15 protein-coding genes are annotated in these 17694 nt (G+C 43.7%); 8 read left to right on the top strand and 7 right to left on the bottom strand.

From position 1 onward, the window contains the following. Positions 1-5 precede the first annotated feature (5 nt). Complete coding sequence (locus ABDK00_RS17615) at positions 6-953, bottom strand: UDP-3-O-(3-hydroxymyristoyl)glucosamine N-acyltransferase (protein ID WP_346236014.1); 948 nt, start codon at positions 951-953, stop codon at positions 6-8. 620 nt (positions 954-1573) lie between these two features. Here ABDK00_RS17615 and ABDK00_RS17610 point away from each other — a divergent pair. The 4 genes from ABDK00_RS17610 to ABDK00_RS17595 are packed head-to-tail and all read left to right on the top strand — an operon-like array spanning position 1574 to position 4704. Further along, on the top strand, positions 1574-2449 hold the full coding sequence (locus ABDK00_RS17610) for a YicC/YloC family endoribonuclease (protein WP_346236015.1): 876 nt from the start codon (positions 1574-1576) through the stop codon (positions 2447-2449). A gap of 43 nt (positions 2450-2492) precedes the next feature. After that, a complete protein-coding gene (locus ABDK00_RS17605) occupies positions 2493-2945 on the top strand; it encodes a gliding motility lipoprotein GldH (RefSeq protein ID WP_346236016.1) in 453 nt (150 codons plus the stop codon). A 26-nt stretch (positions 2946-2971) separates the two neighbouring features. Beyond that, on the top strand, positions 2972-3967 hold the full coding sequence (locus ABDK00_RS17600) for a sensor histidine kinase (RefSeq protein ID WP_346236017.1): 996 nt from the start codon (positions 2972-2974) through the stop codon (positions 3965-3967). Between the two features lie 32 nt (positions 3968-3999). After that, on the top strand, positions 4000-4704 hold the full coding sequence (locus tag ABDK00_RS17595) for a response regulator transcription factor (protein WP_346236018.1): 705 nt from the start codon (positions 4000-4002) through the stop codon (positions 4702-4704). Positions 4705-4726: 22 nt separating this feature from the next. Here ABDK00_RS17595 and ABDK00_RS17590 read toward each other — a convergent pair whose 3' ends face one another. Then, the gene (locus ABDK00_RS17590; protein ID WP_346236019.1) at positions 4727-6382 is read right to left on the bottom strand and encodes a C45 family autoproteolytic acyltransferase/hydolase; all 1656 of its coding nucleotides are present in this window, start codon (positions 6380-6382) and stop codon (positions 4727-4729) included. 48 nt (positions 6383-6430) lie between these two features. Next, positions 6431-7948 (bottom strand): NAD(P)/FAD-dependent oxidoreductase, encoded by a 1518-nt coding sequence (locus ABDK00_RS17585; RefSeq protein WP_346236020.1) that lies wholly within the window; start codon positions 7946-7948, stop codon positions 6431-6433. Between the two features lie 97 nt (positions 7949-8045). On the opposite strand from ABDK00_RS17585, the gene ABDK00_RS17580 reads away from it, so the two are divergent. Both ABDK00_RS17580 and ABDK00_RS17575 read left to right on the top strand, forming a co-directional pair. Further along, positions 8046-8414: an HYC_CC_PP family protein gene (locus ABDK00_RS17580; protein ID WP_428400348.1), complete on the top strand. Its 369-nt coding sequence runs from the start codon at positions 8046-8048 to the stop codon at positions 8412-8414. Positions 8415-8491: 77 nt separating this feature from the next. Next, on the top strand, positions 8492-8857 hold the full coding sequence (locus tag ABDK00_RS17575) for a heavy-metal-associated domain-containing protein (protein ID WP_346236022.1): 366 nt from the start codon (positions 8492-8494) through the stop codon (positions 8855-8857). A 115-nt stretch (positions 8858-8972) separates the two neighbouring features. On the opposite strand, the gene ABDK00_RS17570 is transcribed toward ABDK00_RS17575, so the two are convergent. The 4 genes from ABDK00_RS17570 to ABDK00_RS17555 all read right to left on the bottom strand — a co-directional run bounded on the left by ABDK00_RS17570 (position 8973) and on the right by ABDK00_RS17555 (position 16039). Then, the gene (locus ABDK00_RS17570) at positions 8973-10262 is read right to left on the bottom strand and encodes a hypothetical protein (protein ID WP_346236023.1); all 1290 of its coding nucleotides are present in this window, start codon (positions 10260-10262) and stop codon (positions 8973-8975) included. Between the two features lie 155 nt (positions 10263-10417). Beyond that, positions 10418-14191 (bottom strand): 1-acyl-sn-glycerol-3-phosphate acyltransferase, encoded by a 3774-nt coding sequence (locus tag ABDK00_RS17565; protein ID WP_346236024.1) that lies wholly within the window; start codon positions 14189-14191, stop codon positions 10418-10420. A 76-nt stretch (positions 14192-14267) separates the two neighbouring features. Then, positions 14268-15479: a DUF2062 domain-containing protein gene (locus ABDK00_RS17560; RefSeq protein WP_346236025.1), complete on the bottom strand. Its 1212-nt coding sequence runs from the start codon at positions 15477-15479 to the stop codon at positions 14268-14270. A gap of 29 nt (positions 15480-15508) precedes the next feature. Beyond that, positions 15509-16039, bottom strand: a complete 531-nt coding sequence (locus ABDK00_RS17555) for a hypothetical protein (RefSeq protein ID WP_346236026.1) — start codon at positions 16037-16039, stop codon at positions 15509-15511. Positions 16040-16220: 181 nt separating this feature from the next. Here ABDK00_RS17555 and ABDK00_RS17550 point away from each other — a divergent pair, with 181 nt between their 5' ends. Together ABDK00_RS17550 and ABDK00_RS17545 are read left to right on the top strand one after the other, a co-directional pair. Continuing rightward, positions 16221-16703: a hypothetical protein gene (locus tag ABDK00_RS17550; RefSeq protein ID WP_346236027.1), complete on the top strand. Its 483-nt coding sequence runs from the start codon at positions 16221-16223 to the stop codon at positions 16701-16703. 7 nt (positions 16704-16710) lie between these two features. Next, a complete protein-coding gene (locus ABDK00_RS17545) occupies positions 16711-17628 on the top strand; it encodes a hypothetical protein (RefSeq protein WP_346236028.1) in 918 nt (305 codons plus the stop codon). The last annotated feature ends 66 nt before the right edge of the window (positions 17629-17694 follow it).

Raw genomic sequence — 17694 nt, 5'->3', positions numbered from 1 at the left:
AGTCCTTATTTTATATTTTTTACCTTTTCCCAAATTTCGGGAATACGTTTGATCCAAGCCACTTCTTTCATTTTCTCTCGAGCTTCTCCTGCCGGAGATCCGAAGTAAGCTTTTCCGCCGGGCAACGAAGAAGGAACGCCGCTTTGAGCGTTGACCACCGCGCCTCTGCCAATCGTCAGGGTTTTGCTAATGCCCACCTGCCCCCAAAGAATCACTTCATCTTCAATTACTGCGGCTCCGGCAATGCCTACCTGCGCCGCAAACAAACAGTTTTTGCCAATAGTCGTATCGTGGCCTACATGCACCTGGTTATCCATTTTGGTGCCGGCTCCGATGATTGTGTCGCCGCTGACGCCCCGGTCAATAGTGCAACCGGCGCCAATTTCGACATCGTTTTGAATTATAACGCGGCCGCAGCTGGTCATCTTTTTATAATGTACTTCCCTGTTGGTTTTTTTATTGTAATAAAATGCGTCGCTGCCGATTACGGTGCTGCTTTGAATAATGACGTTGTCGCCGATGATGCAATGATCCAGAATGGTGACGTTGGGATGGATGACACAGTTTTTTCCAATAGTAACATTGTTACCTAAGTAAGCATTGGGCATGATCACAGATCCTTCGCCTACAACAGCCGAAGCCGCCACCATATCTAACGAAGGCTGGAAGGGGCGATACTTTGATACAATTTGAAGATACGCTTCGAAGGGCTCTTCCACGATGAGAAGGGCTTTACCTTCCGGCACGTCGACCTCTTTATTAATAATGATGAAACTTGCAGCCGAGTTAACGCACTTGTCATAATACTTAGGATGATCTACAAACACCAGGTCGCCTTCTTCAACAACATGTATTTCGTTAATGCCTTTTGCGCTGGCTGTTTTATTCCCAACAAGTGTTGCGTGAATCAATGATGCAATTTCAGCAAGCGGAACGGGAGCGTCGAACTTCATAAAAACATTTTATCAAAGTTATCATTTATGATGAGTGTAACCGCGTTTTCGCATGTCGATATTGCATGGAACGAAAATATTTTTATAAGCCAAAAAAGAACAAAGCTTGTCGAACGAGGTTTGTTGTTTAAAATGTTTTGAGAAGCAACTGTTTTTTATACATCGGCTGTAATCCTTTATTGATAAGGCTTTTCAGCGGTTCATCTTTTGCTTCTTTCAATGTCGCTTTTATTTTTTCTATTGTCGTTATAAAATTGCAGCGCAAAGAGCTTCGATATCCACAGCTGCTTTTATCATTTGTTAATAAAAAATTTTGTAAATAATTTTTATATCGTTAAAATAATAATTAATATTGTGTTAGGAAATTTATTTCCTGTACTTACTAACCCATTCATATAAAATATCCCTTCTTCATTTGAAGGGATTTTTTTATGCCAATACTTGTCGTTGCTTTGCCCCGCTTCTCGTTTAAATTAAGAAATAAGGAAACGGTATTTCCAAAAAAGTCAAAACAGGAAGGCCTTTACGCTGTAGCTCCTTTTTATATGCAATAAACATCCCGCATATAAAAATGTAACTTACAGCCATTCGCAAACATTATCTTTACAAAAAACAGAAATATGCTTAAATCAATGACGGGCTTTGGCCGCGCTGAGAAGGTGATCGGTAAGAAGACTTTTTTAATTGATATAAAGTCTTTAAATGGTAAGCAGTTCGACCTCTCGCTGAGGCTGCCTGTTATTGTGAAGCCGCTTGAATTTGAAATCAGAAAGGTATTGTCGGAAGGGTTGAGCCGGGGCAGCGTCGATTGCACGGTGAGTTTGAAAGATACGGGCGATGCGAAACCTGTTGTGATTAATACGGATCTGGCGAAAGCCTATTATCGCTCGCTTTCGGAAATGGCAGGCGAACTCAATATTGACACTTCGAATATTTTAAACGCCCTTATTAAACTACCGGAAGTTATTACTCCCAGCAGCGAATCTTTGTCGGAAGCCGACGCCGGTGAATTAAAGGTATTGATTGGGGAGGCGATAAACGACCTTAACAAGCATCGCGAAAATGAAGGAAACATTCTTAGAGATGAACTGGAAAAAAGAATTGATAATATTTGCAGGCTGCAGCTGGAAATAAAACCGCTCGATAGTTTGCGCCAGCAAACCATGCGTGAAGGCTTGGTAAAACTGCTCGAAGAAAAAGTTGGTAAAGAAAATTACGACGCGAGCCGGTTAGAGCAGGAGTTGATTTATTACATCGAAAAAATAGACATTACGGAAGAAATGGTAAGGCTGGAAAATCATTGCAGCTATTTTAAAGAGATCCTTCATGAAAGCGGCGACACCAAAGGCAAAAAGCTTTCCTTTATCCTTCAGGAAGTGGGCCGGGAAATCAACACAACTGGTTCTAAAGCTTACGATGCGGCAATCCAAAAAATTGTGGTGATGATGAAAGACGAACTTGAAAAGGCGAAAGAGCAGGTTTTGAATGTGCTTTAGTAAGTCATGGTAAGTTGATGTACTTTTGCACAAAATTTCAGGCGTGCGCTATACTTTATTTTTTTGTTTGATTGTATGGGCGGTGGTATCGTGTCAGCATGTTCAGGTTTATGAAAAGCATGTCGATCTGCCAGCTCATGAATGGCGTAAAAACCAGAATGCCGTTGTTCCATTTCAAATAACGGACAGCGTCGATCATCAGCTTTATCTCGTGGTGCGGCATACCGAACAGTTTGCGTTTAACCGGCTGCTGGTGCATTTGCTGATTCAGGACAGTGTAAAGAAGACAATTACCGCGCTGAAAATAAACGCGCCACTGACCGACTCGCTCGGAAACTGGGCGGGCCTGCCTATGGATGATCTGTGGTATACCAGAATCCGTGTTCAACCACGTATTTTTTTGAAGCCCGGAAGATACCGGTTTGTTTTGCAGCAGCGCATGAAAGAAGACACGCTTTTCAACCTGCTAAACGTTGGCGTCGCTTTGGATAAATAATCTCCCGCGCTTTAATTTCTAAACGCATGGAACAAGAACTCAAATCCCGATTAAAAAAAACCTCGTTCAAATTTTGGTTACTCCTGATTTATATTATCGTGGCTTTGGTTTGGTGGTTTATATCGCTTCAGCGGCAAAGCAGCGAAATGTATCTGTATCAGCTCAACCATTTAAACACAACCGTCGATAAAGAGAAGCAGCCAATTGAGTATCAGGCGGAGTTGAAAACTATCAAAGAAGCCTACCATAGCAACACGCTTAAGTATGGAGGAGAAGGGATTGTGTTTCTCGGGCTCATTATTTTAGGCGCCACTTTTGTTTACCGATCCATGCGCCAACAAAAGCAAATCCAGGATCAGCAGCAAAATTTTATGATGGCGGTAACCCACGAATTGAAAACACCGATTGCTGTTTCGAAGCTCAATCTCGAAACCCTGCTCAAGCATAGCCATCTCGACGAAAACAAACAAAAGAAACTCATTCAGGCGTCGCTTGAGGAAACCAAACGCCTCGATTTTTTAACGAATAATATTCTAATATCTTCTCAACTGGAGGGTCGTGGTTACAAAATGAACAAAGAGGAATTCGACCTGTCGAATTTACTGCAATACCGCGTCGCTGAATTTTCAAACCGCTTTCCAGATCGCAATATCACAGGCCAGATAGACCAGGGTATCGACATAGAAGGCGATGCTTTGTTAGTGGAAATTCTTATCAATAATCTCATTGAAAATGCACTCAAATACTCCGAAAAAGGCGAGGCGGTAAATGTAACCCTGCGGAAAAACGAAGAGGAAGTAGTGATGGAAGTGCGCGACGAAGGCCCCGGCATTCCTGTGGAAGAGCGCAAAAAAATATTCTCCAAATTTTATCGTATTGGCAACGAAGCCACACGGCGAAAAAAGGGGACTGGCCTGGGGTTGTATCTTTGCCATAAGATTGCCAAGGACCATAATGCAGACATTTTAATGACAAATAACAATCCAAAGGGAAGTATTTTTGCTGTTAGATTTTTTCTTTGACGGGATCAATTAAAAGAGAAGTCGCTATCAGAATGGAAGAAAGAGCTGTAAATATTTTGTTGGTAGAAGATGAAGAAAACCTTCATGAAGCACTAAAATTAAACCTCGAGCTGGAAAGCTACCAGGTAACTTCTGCCTACGATGGCAACGAAGCCATCAAAGCCGTGAAGAACGAATATTTTGACCTGATCATTCTTGACGTGATGCTGCCCGAAGTGGATGGCATCGCTGTGGCAGAAACCATCCGCATCAGCAACAATGAAGTTCCTATTTTAATGTTGAGCGCTAAAAACACCAGCGCAGACAAAGTGCTGGGATTGAAAAAGGGCGCCGACGATTATCTTACCAAACCCTTTAACCTCGAAGAACTCCTTATCCGTGTTCATAAACTCATCGAAAAGAATTTAAAGCTGCAGGATAAAAGCACGCTTGGCAATTCTTACACCTTCGGTGGTAATATTATTGACTTTAAAGCCCAGGAAGCCAGTACGAAATATGCGGGTAAAGTGCAGCTAAGCAAGAAGGAAGCTATGTTGTTGAAACTGCTGATCGAAAACAAAAACGAAGTTGTTACCAGGGAAAAGATCTTGCAATATGTTTGGGGATACAACGTGTATCCTACCACGCGCACAATCGACAACTTCATTCTTAACTTCAGAAAATATTTCGAAAAAGACAGCCGCAATCCAAAATATTTTCACTCCGTCAGAGGCGTAGGTTATAAGTATTCTGAATAGGTTTTAAAAAGCGGAGCGCGATTTATTTTTCGCGGCACTCTTCGATTTGTTTGATGATATAAGCTTTTTCAGATGCGGTGGCGATCTCCAGGCGCAGCGCCTTTTGATAGTAAGCACGGGCGCGGTCAAAAGCTTTCCTTTTAAAGTGATAATCGCCCGCCAAAACATAACTGTTGTAATAATTAGGATTTTCTGCAATGATACTGTCGGTATGCACCTCGCCGCCATCAAGCACTGTTTGTTTATACGCTCTAAATTTTTGGAATCTTTTAAACTCAGGCGTATAGATAAAAGGATCGGCAGGAATATTTAGCGCTGTTTCGTAGATTTCTTTATTTTCTTTCATGCCTCTTAGCGCAAAAACCTTGTTCAGGTCATAACAAATGAAAGGCCCCATTTGCCAGGGCTCCGTGGAAACCCAAACCCGCAATTTTTCGGGTTCGAAAATAATAGCGTGATGGGCGATAAACTGGTTGACCGCCTTTTCGTTTCCGAGGCCGATGTTGCGATTTTGCAGGCCTTTATAATCTCTTAAAATAGCGACGGTCTTTTCAACGGTGTTGGGTTTGTTCTCCTGCAGCAATTCTTCCAACCGCTGATACCGATACACAGAAGCACTGCCTTTACGCTGCTCCTTGTTGGAATTGCTATTCCAAAAGCTGGAGCTTTGAAAATGATTGGTACAAAGAATATTATCTTTTTGTGGATCGTAAATTGCCAGCGAATCAGGCGTTTTTTCGATGATTACCGCCTTCTTATCTGCGGCCGAGCCTACTAAGAAAGATTCACTTACAAACATTTTCCGTTTTTGCGCGATGGCAATCGCTTCTTCGATGTTTTTTGCGTACTGCACGATCTCACGCACCACAAGGCTCACAGGCGTTGCCGATCCTGATGGTATATCGCTTTTTGCCGCATTAATGGTAACACTCAATCCCTTTTCGTTCATGCCCGAAACGACCCCGATGAAACCGCCCCATGTGACACTTATAAACCGATAGCCTTTAGCCGGTTTGGCAAAAGCAACGATCTTGTTTTTAGAAAAATTATCCCCCACCCAAAAATCAAAGTTGCGGCCGATGATCAGGCTGCTATCGGCTGATGCCTTGCCCCAGGTGCCAAAAGACGTACAACCTACCAACATCATATTCTGCAATGCATGCCCGATATCATGCGCCGAGTGATAATTGAGGATACGGGAATATTTGGTACCGATATATTGATACCCTTCAGAAGCGGAGCGCGATACGCCATAAATCTCTTTCTTATATTCCTCCGTTACGTAGTCGGGCAGTTTCCGGTTAAACCATCCGATAAAATATTTGAGAAAATGAAGGTAGAATTTCGAAGGGATCATTTTGTTGATCTGCTCGCTAAAATAGTCTTCCTGTTTCTTTACCAGGGTTTCGCTGAGCTTGCCATTTACTACGCCCATTTCAAAAGGAGCGCCTTCCACATACATTTCGTATAGCCCCGAATGGCTATGCCTGAACCAATTATTGTGAATACTGAACAGGCCGGTATCTACTTCCTGCTTTTTAAGCTGCAGGGCACGAAGGTCTTTTATTTCGGGCGGGTTTATCCGGGATACCCAAGCCAGATAAGCAAACAAAAGGCCAAACAGCAGCACAAAAACGCCGACTACTCTCAACAATCTTCTCCGAATTCGCTTGCTCATTAATTTTTTATTTTACAGAAATTGATATCAATTTTCACAGTGGCCCCGTTAAGCCTTTTTAATTTTTTCGACGAGGCTATTGTCGTCAAGTAGCATGGTGCAAGTCAACACCGCGCTCAGCGCCGTTCCTAAAATGCCATGCAAATTTAAATTTTGTCCTGTTAAAAAAAGGTTGGGGATTTTTGTACGCGGACTTATCATCGTTTGAAGGGGGTCGCGGTAATCTTTTTGAACGCCATACATACTTCCTTCCGCATCGCCGATATAATCCCTGTTTGTAAGCGGCGTTGCAACGTAGAACTTCTCAATATTATTTACAATATGCGGGAGGCGCTCGCCAACCAATCGAAGTAATTGTTCGGCCTTTTGCTGTTTGAATAAATCGTAGGAGGCGCCGCGCCATTGTTCTTTTCCTGTGCGGTTATAGGTGCTGCTCCACTGGCGCACATCTTCAAACCGCATGGGCGTCAATATAGAAATGGCCGCAGCAAAGCCTTCATTGGCCCTGTCTTCTGTAAAATATAAACCATAACCAAGTGGCCAGGTTTGCTCGTCATAATCATTTAAATGCCAAAGCTTTCCTTCCTTGTGATAATAGTAATTGCTTTTTTCGTAAGCGACCTGCTTCGGCTTTAAAACAAGGTAAACAGATAAAGATGAGATTGTTTGCTTAAGCCCGGTTATTCTTTTTCGGTAAAGTTTCGACACCTGCGGAGCTTTAGTCAGAGACAACGTTGCAGCGGGATGGATATTAGAAATAAAGCGCTTTCCAAAGATCTGATCGCCGTTCGATGTTTGTGCATAGCTGATGGCGCCTTCCATTTCTTTTAATGCAACAATTTCGGTATTCCTGAGAATATCGCCTCCGTATTTCCTGATATTTATCGCCAACAGCCTGGCAATCTGCGACCCGCCATTAATGCATCTCCAACTACTTTCTATATAGCTGTTGGTAATCAATGCATGCACATGGAAGGGCGTTACATCTTGTGTGCCGGCATACAACAAGTTATTGCCAGCTAATACCGCGCGAAGCTTTTTATTTGCTGTAAATGAAGCAATCACCTGTTCGGCGCTTTCATTATTTCCAAGATAGGTTTCCCCTTCTTCGTTGTTTAAAGAAAGATTGTAGAGTGGAAACGAGTTGCACACTTGCTGAACTTTTTGGACGTATGCGCGAATATTGTGTTCCTCTCCGGGAAAATCTGCCGATAACCGGCGCACGAAAGCGTCATAACCCTGCACCTGGCCATACAATTTCGGATCGTTGCCGATAAAAATTTTATCAAAGCAGCGATCCATTTTTTCGAGCTTCAGCCGCTTCATGATGCCGACATATTCAAAGATCTGATATAGCGTCTGGCCCTGTGCTAAACCTCCGATATAATGTACGCCGGTGTCAAATATTTTTTTATCCCGGGAAAACGTTTGAAGGTTGCCACCCAGTTGCCGGTTTTTTTCGAGCACGCAAACCTTTAGTCCGGCCATGCCCAGCATGTTCGCACAAAGAAGGCCCCCGAGCCCGCTCCCGATGATTACAACGTCATATTTTTTATCGATGCTCACGCTAATCCGCAAAATTGCCGCAATAAGTTTATTTTAACAATTAAAGCTGATAATTGATAGTACTTTTGTTCAACGCATGGCCAGGTTCATCGGATATATGTCATTGATTTGCTATTTGCTGTTATCTAACGGCGTGATGGCAGCTACGCATTATTGCATGGACCAGTTGGCAGCTGTGTCGTTATTGGCTCCCTCAAAAGCTAAATGCGGCAAATGCGGCATGCCAAAAAAAGACAAAGGCTGTTGCGAAGACAAAGCGGTCTTTTTAAAGCTGGCTACCGATCATGTAAAGGATTCTCATTTTGTCAGCGGCCTGAAACAACCTGTCGCGAAGGCAATTGTTTTGATAACGCCGCTGTTGCCGGTTGAATCCATCAGGGTTGCGGAATATAAATTTTTAGCTTGCTCGCTTCCTCCTCCAAAGAGCAATGATTTGTATTTAAAAAACCAGGTTTTCCGGATATAGAAAAATATTAGTTCCTCTTTCGCCGACATGTGCGGGAATGCTCCCGCGTATTTTTTATAACTAATAATTTTTCAAAAATGAAAACAATTCAATCTATGCTACTTATCGTAGCAATATCTCTGTTATCAACTCAGTCTTTTGCGCAGAAGAAAACAACGGAAACTTTTAATGTTTCCGGCAATTGTGGCATGTGTAAAAAAACAATAGAAAAGGCGGCTTCAGACGCGGGCGCTGATTTTGCCGAATGGAACAAGGAAACCAAACAGATGACCGTAAAGTTTCGCTCGGGCAAAACCAGCCTTGAAACCATTCAGGATAAAATTGCTAATGCTGGATACGATAATGCAGGCAAGAAAGCTTCTGATGCCGCTTATGGCAAACTGCCGCAATGCTGCCAGTATGATCGAAAAGCAAAAACAGCAGCAGCTCATAAACACGAATAACCGTTTTGCCGGATAAAAAAAGGGCCCGTCATTAGTTTGACGAGGCCCTTGCTTTAGAGGTTAGAGCTTTCGAATGGGTTGTCCTCTCTGCCTTTAATTTCATTATTAGGGATGTTTATTCATTCTGACTCACCTGAACGGTTTTAGAATATCTCACGGTTCCGTCCTTGTCAACCTGGCCAATTCTTATAAAAATTTTCTTATCCTGAAGGGCTGCGACGGAAGCGCCCGTTTTGCTACAGCCATATAATACAGCAGTCATAGAAAGCGCGATAAGAGCCAGCACAACTGCGTTTTTCTGTCGTGCTGATCGTGAAAAGCCGAGCAGTAGCAGTGGTATTAAAGCGATGCCGGCAATAGCATTCCAGGGAGTTGCAAAGCTATACGAAAGCGCGCCGCTTGAAACGCCCGCCGCTGCTTTGGATTGTACTTCTGATATTTTTTGAAAATTTTGACCATCGGTCGATACCTCGATCAGGAATTTTTCATTATTTGATTCGTTCAGCGTTTTCCAGTGTACGACGAGTTGATTATTTTTTGTAAAAGCATCTATTTGATCGAATGTCGCGGGAAGCGTTGTGCCGCCCGTACAATTCGCTACAGTGAACACATGAAAAAAAGTGCGGCTTGCCGAGCCTTGTGTAACACTGCTAACCGCCTGCGCAGGGTCTGATGTAACGCCAAAAAGTAAGTCAATGCCGGTTTTAGGAAACTGGGCAAAACTGAAATCTAACGCATAAGTCGTAGCTGACGGATTACTTGCGGTTTTAGTTGTTAAAAAGTTATCAGAGTAATCGTTGGTAGAAACATTGGGGCGGTATTTTGTATAGTTGGCGGTTTCCGAAATGGCCTGCATTGCAGCGGTTGATGTGTTGGCGTAGAAGCCCTGCTGAGAAAGGCCGCTGCCGGACGTAACGGTTGGCGGTGTGCCCCCGGTCACCCTGTAGCCGACGATGTCCACATACCAGCGGCTTGCATCTTCCTCTCCATCCACATCCGGCAGGTACATCTTTAAATTATTCAAAGTAACAGGCTGGCCGCCGAGATTGCCGGAGGTAGCGCTGCCGCTGGTCACAAACTTCAGATTATATCTTATGTAAGGGTTGTTTTCGGCATGCGTGCCTCCTAATCGGAAATGACTTTCGCCATTTGTTTGCGCCAGGGCCGCATTGCCGCCGCCGCCCAGCCTTTTACCAATGATAGTAAAAAGTGCATCGTAGGAAACACCGTTTATATTAATAGCATTAGATTTGAGGATCACGTCACCCGCCCTGAAATTGGCCGGATCCTGGGCGTAAAGAATTGTAACACCTCCATCCAGCGTATGGACCTGCGGGCAACTGTTTTGCGCCCACATAGGGTTTGTTATTATCGCGAGCAACAGGAAGAGCATGGACGGTTTCATGTTCTTGTAAATTTTTGAACGAAAGTATTGTCGCTTACATGACATTTAACTTTCAATTCGACCACAGACCGATTATATTCGATGAATGCTCATTAATAATCGATGAAAATGCAAAGCAAATGGAGCGGGTGCCGTTGTTGAGCTGCTAGGATAGGTTATTTGTGGAACAGCCAGATGACATTCGACGTAAACCTGGTATGGTCGATGCGCTGCATCCTCACTTGTTTTTCACGGGCGATAACTTTCATAGCGCTGCCGGAAAGAAAATGGAGCTCGTTTAAGGTTTTATTAAAGGAGAAAATTTTTGTAGAAAATATTTCAGTGAGCTTTGTGCCTTTGTGTTTTTCTTTTAAATCCGAGTCGCCGTCGCGGATCACAAGAATGCCCCCGGGCAGCAAACTATCGATCGCCGTTTCAATGATTTGCTTCTGTTGCTGTGGCTCAAGATAATGCAATACATCACTAATAATAATGGCCTGATAACGCTCGAATGGAAACTCGGAAATATTACTGTGGTTGAAGTGCAGGTTTTCGTTTCGGCTAAAGCAATGCCGCGCCGTTGCAATCTTTTCCTCATCGTAGTCAACGGCTGTAAAACGCCGTTTTCCCTGGCTTGCCCAATGCAGGATATAGCTCATAAACCCATAACCGCAACCCAAATCGAGAATATGCCCTTCGCGCGGTAACAGCTCGTGAAATTGCTGATAATAACCTTCGAGTTTTAGTTTTATTTTTAAATACCATTCGAGCACCGGCCCTTTATAAATATAGTTGAAGAACAAATGTTCTTTAAAATATTCCGGCGTTTCCAGTTGTTGTGTAAGCGTTTGATGTGCTTCTTTGAAATATTTTGAAATGGACTTGGTACGCTCCTGATAGGTTGTCCCCCAACGGGAGTCTTCAGCTTTAATACGCGGCAAATAACAGGCTGTGATCGGCCCGTTCTTCAGCAAAAAATCGCCTTTACTCATGGTGTATCCCAAACCATGAAAAACAATCGGGACAATGTCGAGATGCAACTGTTCGGCCAAATAAAACGCGCCTTTGTGAAACCGCTTCATGGGTGGCGTTGATGTTCTCGTGCCTTCCGGGAAAACCGCGATGGAGTATCCTTTTGCTACTTGCGTATTGAGCAGTTCAGCGCTGTTTTCCACGCCATTGGCCACGGGATAGAAGTCGGCCATTTTAATCGCCCAACCGAATATCGGCGAATTCCAAACCCATTTGTTTGTGAGCAAAATAAGCCGCGGGTTGAGCATAGCCATCTGCAGAATATCAAGAAACGATTGATGGTTGGCAATCACAACTGCAGGTTTTTCAAAAGTCTCATTGGCGGGGTTGATTTGCCTTTTCTTGAAATTACCCATAATATAAAGTACGGACATGCAAAATTTGCTCAGCAAATAGTGATAGACAAACTTGCCTCTGCTTCGCCCGAGAACGTTGAGCTTTATTAAAAACAAACCAATGATCGTCAGCAAGACGCTGACCGTTCCAAAATACAAAAAGGAAAAAACGGAACGGCTCCAGCTCCACAAAGTCCAGGGATGAAAGCCTTTACTGATCCGGTTTTTAATCACCAGCGAAAAGAAAAAGGGTATTAAAATTTGAGACATCAGCACCACGCAAATAATACCGGTCACCGACACAAAAGCAATTGAGCGCAGCGCCGGGTGTTGGGCAAAGATCAATACCCCGAGCCCCGCAATAGTGGTAATGGCTGATAACAAGATCGATGATTTATACGAGGCTAATACTTTTTTGCCGGTTTTGTATTCATTGATTAAGCCGTCCATCACAAACAGGCTGTAATCATCTCCCAAACCAAAAATGAGCGCCGAAATAATGATATTGACAATATTAAACTGAATATCAAAAAGCGTCATGATGCCTAAAATCCATATCCAGCTAATGAGCATGGGAATAAAAGACATCAACATCAATTCTATTCTCCCGTAAGTTAAAAGCAGCACCGCCGCAACGATGATCGAAATCGTCCAGGCGATCTGATTGAAATCATCGCTCACCATTTGCGTCAGTCGTTGTGTGAGGTATTGGCGGTCTAAAACCGTTGTCTGTGGCTGCTTTTCAATAGAAGCAATAACCGCATGCTTTTGCTGTTCAGGAACTTTAATCAAAGTAACGACAGAAGCAGAACCGTTCTTTTCTGTGATATAATCGTCTAAAAATCCGCGGCGCAACGGCGCCAGTTCATTTGGAGAAATAGGCGTATAATCTTCGTTGATCAACTGTTTAAAATTGTCGATGCCGTCGCTTGTAAAGCCCGCTGTTGCAGCAAAGGCAGCCATGTCTTTTAAAACCTTTTGTTTTTTTTGATCGGTCCAGTAGCGTTTCCAGGAGTTGATGCGCGCCTGTTGCAGGCTGTCCGACATAAAGAGGTTGGCCACCCCCGACGTAGTGCTGATCCAACCCTGTTGCTTCAACGAATCTGTCTGAACCTGTAGTTTTTCACTGTGGCGTAGCGCTTCATCCAATGTGGGCGCTTCGCTTACGGCGTAGATTGATTTTAGCGCAGCGCCGCTAATTTTATTCAGTTTTTGCTCTGCTGCTTTGAGCGGCTCCGACATATAATTAAGCCGCATCATATCCGGCTCAAAACCTACTTTTTGCGCAAGCGGATAAAGGACAACGGTGATCACTAAAATTGCGGCCACCAACCATTTGTTGGTTTCGAAGCGAAGATGGGAAAGCTTGTCCAGCCAAGACTTTTTAACCTCCATCTCCTGTTTGCGGCTGATAAAATGAGGCAGATAAATCAGGGAGCAGAGCGCGGCGCCAATGAGGCTGCATCCGGCAAAAAGGCCCAGGTCTTTCAACATGTCAGAAGCAGCAAATTGCAGGCTGAAAAAGCCAAGTATGGTGGTGATGCTGCCAATGGTTAGCGGGAAAGCGAGGTCTTTGATCACGTTCTTCATATCGCTCTCGTGGCGATAATGATTAAAAACATGCAGCGAATAATTGACAGCAATGCCCAGAATAATGGAACCGGTACCCAAGGCAATAACCGAGATACTTCCTTTGATGAAATAAATCGCCGCAAGTGCGAAACTGGCGCCAAAAATAACAGGCACCAAAATGAGCAGCGGCGCCCTTTTCTTTTTGAAATAAAAGCCTAAAAATACGATAATAAAAAGCACGGTAATGCCCTGCGTGAGCAAGGTGTCTTTTCTTAGCTGCGCTGCGTTGTTTTGTGAGACGATAGCGCCGCCAAAATATTGCGTTCCAATATTTGGATCTACACTGCTTAATGAATCCGCCAAATGATCGATGGCCTCGAAAAGCCGTCCGTTTTTATCTGTGTTGCCAGCAGAAAAAGCCGGACTGATAAATAAAAGCAGCGTTTTTTTATCACGCGTTACAAAATGATTTTGAAATAGCGTGAAGTTATCTTCATACTGCAGTTGTTGCAATTTTTTTAAGGCAAGGAAAGAAATGCCGGAAGGGTCTTTCAACACCACTTGCTTGATCGGCGTTGGAGCAGGGATCGCTAAAATGGAACTGCTGCGGCTCAAAGATTTGCTAAGTGCTTCGGGCTGCAGCAGCGTATCTATTTTTTTGTAATCATCCGCGGTTAAAAAAGATGGCAAATGTCTTTGAATGCTTTCAAAAAGCGCGTAGGTAAACTGCTCGTCGATTTTGTAGCGTATATTTTTGATAAAGGGGGCGGCCTTCTGTTGTAGTTTTTCAACAAAGACATCCGCGTAAGCGACAAGTTTTCCCGGATCGATTTGCTGCGAATCTTTTAAGGAAACCATCACTACCAGCTTATCAGCAAATTTCGAGTTTTCAAATACCTGGGTGAGCTTTTCGGTTTTCTCGTCTTTTGGAATAATCGCATAAATATTCTCAACAAATTTTACGCGAAAGGCAAAGAAAATAAAAAGGGCAAGCGAAATAACAAAACTCAAATAGAGCGCCGTTTTGTGCCTACTGAAAAATTGAAATATGGTTAAAAAAACTTTTTGCATGATGGAAAACCAAAGTTCAGCCTTTGATGCGCTTGCGCAGCTTTAAGAATATAAAAGTACTGAGCCAGAAAGTGATGCCCACGATGATGGCCAGCAACATGCTGCCATAAATATACTGTTCAATATTTTGGCCTATTTTCGACCAGGTCAGTTCTTTGCCCAGCGAAATATCAACTGCCCGGCTGCCCATGAAGGGCTTTCCCATTTTATAGCTCAGGAAAACGATCAAAGGAACCATCGGCGCAATACTAATATGCGCGGCTAAAACTACGAGCGCTTTGTTTAGTTTAAAAAGATGCGCAACGGCGATAGCCACGATAAGCTGGAACCCCCAGATGGGAACGATGCCCATAAAGCCGCCAAATGCAATGGCGTTTGACTTGGCCAGGTGCGTTTCGCCGGGCTTTAAAAGCATATTTCGCAGCTCCTGTTTCCAGTTTTTATTTTTATAAAACTTTCTGAAGAAATTTCTTGGCCAGATATAGAAAAAACAAATCGTAACCAAAACCGTGTTGACAATGCTGATGCGCGTAAAATCTTTAAAAGGCCGAAAATGGCTGATTCTTTCATGAGCCGGCGGATAATAAACCGTAATGGGAACGGATGTGACTTTAACACCTGCCCATGCGAGGCGAACAATCGCTTCGATTTCAAATTCATATTTGCGGGTAAAAAATTTCATTTGGCGCATGGGCTCCAACGGGTAAAGCCGGTAGCCGGTTTGGGTGTCCGGCAGTTCAATACCGGTTTCCACTTTGAACCAAAAATTGCTGAATTTATTTCCAAAACTGCTTTTGCCGGGCACATTATCAGCCGTCTTCATATTGCGCGCACCCATAATCAGCGCCGGCCCTTCTTCTTTTAGTTTTTGGAGAAAAGCCGGCAGGTCCTTAGCAAAATGCTGGCCGTCTGAGTCGATCGTAATGGCGTAGTGATAACCGAGTTGCATTGCTTTCTCAAAACCGCTGCGCAAAGCATAGCCTTTTCCCCGATTGGGGCTGTAGGAGATGTTGAAAATACCAGGAAATTGGTTGAGCAGAGGGGCGGTATCATCCGTAGAGCCATCGTTCACAACAATGATGTGGCGGGTATATTTTAAAACATCTGCAATAACGCCTGCTACGGTCGCCGCGTTGTTGAAGGTGGGAATAATGACGCAAACCTTCCAGTCTTCAAAAGCTGGGTCAGCGCTTAACTCCGGAATAAATGGCTTTGACAAATTGTTCAAGGCCCAAAAATAAGCACGAAATCAGAAATTTAGAAGGTATATCTGGCCGAAAGGCCGATGGTGCCAATTTGTATGGGAAGAAATTCTGACGGGGAAATAACATAAATAGACGGCCTCCAGTCGAAAGAGAGGTTCACCGGCGCCGCTTTAAATTTATAATCCAATCCTGCGGTTCCAAACAGGGCCGTACCAAAACCTTTATAGTTTTGATGTTCAGAAAAAATATTGAAGAAATTCAACCCTGCGCCTGCAAACCAGCGTAAATGTTCATCTGTTGCCGTGTAAATGTCTTCATGATACTGGTAGGATCCGGAAAGGCTGATGGCAGGTGAGTAGGCGGTTCGGCCACCCGTCATTGGTATGCTCATGTTCCGCCCGCCATAACCCGCGTTGATTTCTATCGCATTGTGGTCCGATAAAAAGGTTTTATAAGAAAGTGATACCATATCGAATGTGATATGCGTTGTCGCTCTTATACCCAATGCACTTTTATAATCGCTTTGTGCATGAAGTACAAATTGGCTACATACAAAAGCAACCATCGGGAGTATTTTTTTCATCTCTCTAATTTTCGAAGTTTTGGAATGGTTTAGATATAAGGGTTTGAAACAGAGGGCCGACTATGGGCTGATGCTTACCCGTTTGTTAAAGCAAATATAATACCGAAAGGGTTTCGAGCTTTCAATAGGAACCATCCAGGGGGTAGAGAATATTTTAATTAATTAAATTTGCTCAATTAGTATGATGGTAAAATCAATTTTAACCAGTTTAATAGCCCTGATATTCTTAACGCCGGCTCTCGAGGCTCAAACCGCGGTAGATCGATCGGCATTTTATCAGGCGATGGCTTCTGGAAGCACAACCGCCCTCAGCAAGCAGCTGGAAATTACAAAAGAAGCGAAGGGCACGGATAAAGAAGCTTTGCAGGGCGCTTTGTTGATGAGGAAATCAAAATCTCAGAAAACGGCCGGACAGAAATTGTCCATGTTCAAGCAAGGGCATCGGCTGCTCGAAGGCGCGATTAGCAAAGAACCTGCTAACGTTGAATATAAGTTTTTGAGGCTGATGATTCAGGAACACGCCCCCAAAATTGTCGGCTACTATAAAAACATTGCCGAGGATGCCAAAATATTAAAAGCCAGCTATAAGTCGCTGTCGTCAGCCGTGCAAAAAGCGCTGCTGGCTTATAGCAACACATCTAACGCCTTAAAAGGACTGCATTAATTCAAGTATGGGAAAAAAAATTCTAGCAGTATATTTCTCGCAATCCGGCCAAACGGAAGCTATTGTCAAAAACTTTGTAAGGCCCATTATTGCCGATGGTAACGAAGTGGAGTTTTTGCAAATTCAAACCACCCACCGGTTTCCTTTTCCGTGGTCCATTCCTGTCTTTTTTGACACAGTTCCGGAATCGGTTGAAGTGATTCCGACGGCGCTCGAGCCCTGGCAAACACAATCCGGGCAATACGATCTGGTTATTTTAGGATGGCAGCCCTGGAATTTATCGCCCAGCATTCCTTTCAATTCCATTCTGCAGGACGAGCGCTTTAAAAAGCTTATTAAAAGCAAGCCGGTGATCACGATCAGCGGTTGCAGGAACATGTGGATCAACGCGCAGGAGAAAAACAAAAAGCTGCTAAACCAGGCAGGCGCTCAGTTGGTAGGCAATATCGCCCTGGTAGACAGGCATCCCAATCATCTTAGCTATTTTACTATTTTTCACTGGCTGGGCACCGGGAGGAAAGACCGGAAATGGGGCATTTTCCCCAGGCCCGGCGTGTCAGAAAAAGATATTGCAGGTGTAGCGCGTTTTGGAACGATTGTGAAAGATTATTTGAGGGAGAACGATTGGAATGGTATGCAGGATGATCTGGCGGACAATAAAGCCGTGCCGGTGAAATATTCGCTGATGTTTATCGAAAGAAAAGCCGGGAAAATTTTTCAAAAATGGGTGGATATCATCCGGAAATTTCCCCACAAAAGGAAAAGCATACTTGTTGCATATAAGTATTATCTTGCCGTCGCGCTATTGGTGGCGTCGCCCGTTATCCTTGCGGTAGATTTTGTGTTTATCCGCCCGTTTAATCAGAAAAAAATCAAACGGCAAATGCAGTACTACAAAGGAGTAACGTATAGAGAAAAGATTTAACACTATTTTCGTGTTAATTTGGAAGCTCGGTAAAAACAAACTCATGGGGTGAAGAAAGGTTTCCAG

The sequence above is a fragment of the Niabella insulisoli genome, assembly GCF_039652435.2.
Taxonomy (GTDB): domain Bacteria; phylum Bacteroidota; class Bacteroidia; order Chitinophagales; family Chitinophagaceae; genus Niabella; species Niabella insulamsoli.
The sequence above is the reverse complement of the archived record's forward strand: the minus strand, read 5'-3'. Positions and strand labels throughout refer to the sequence as shown.

What these genes read in the sequence shown, in the direction of transcription:
- ABDK00_RS17615 (WP_346236014.1), bottom strand. Translation starts at nt 953, where the DNA reads ATGAAGTTCGACGCTCCCGTTCCGCTTGCTGAAATTGCATCATTGATT.
- ABDK00_RS17610 (WP_346236015.1), top strand. Translation starts at nt 1,574, where the DNA reads ATGCTTAAATCAATGACGGGCTTTGGCCGCGCTGAGAAGGTGATCGGT.
- ABDK00_RS17600 (WP_346236017.1), top strand. Translation starts at nt 2,972, where the DNA reads ATGGAACAAGAACTCAAATCCCGATTAAAAAAAACCTCGTTCAAATTT.
- ABDK00_RS17595 (WP_346236018.1), top strand. Translation starts at nt 4,000, where the DNA reads ATGGAAGAAAGAGCTGTAAATATTTTGTTGGTAGAAGATGAAGAAAAC.
- ABDK00_RS17590 (WP_346236019.1), bottom strand. Translation starts at nt 6,382, where the DNA reads ATGAGCAAGCGAATTCGGAGAAGATTGTTGAGAGTAGTCGGCGTTTTT.
- ABDK00_RS17580 (WP_428400348.1), top strand. Translation starts at nt 8,046, where the DNA reads ATGTCATTGATTTGCTATTTGCTGTTATCTAACGGCGTGATGGCAGCT.
- ABDK00_RS17575 (WP_346236022.1), top strand. Translation starts at nt 8,492, where the DNA reads ATGAAAACAATTCAATCTATGCTACTTATCGTAGCAATATCTCTGTTA.
- ABDK00_RS17570 (WP_346236023.1), bottom strand. Translation starts at nt 10,262, where the DNA reads ATGAAACCGTCCATGCTCTTCCTGTTGCTCGCGATAATAACAAACCCT.
- ABDK00_RS17555 (WP_346236026.1), bottom strand. Translation starts at nt 16,039, where the DNA reads ATGAAAAAAATACTCCCGATGGTTGCTTTTGTATGTAGCCAATTTGTA.
- ABDK00_RS17550 (WP_346236027.1), top strand. Translation starts at nt 16,221, where the DNA reads ATGATGGTAAAATCAATTTTAACCAGTTTAATAGCCCTGATATTCTTA.
- ABDK00_RS17545 (WP_346236028.1), top strand. Translation starts at nt 16,711, where the DNA reads ATGGGAAAAAAAATTCTAGCAGTATATTTCTCGCAATCCGGCCAAACG.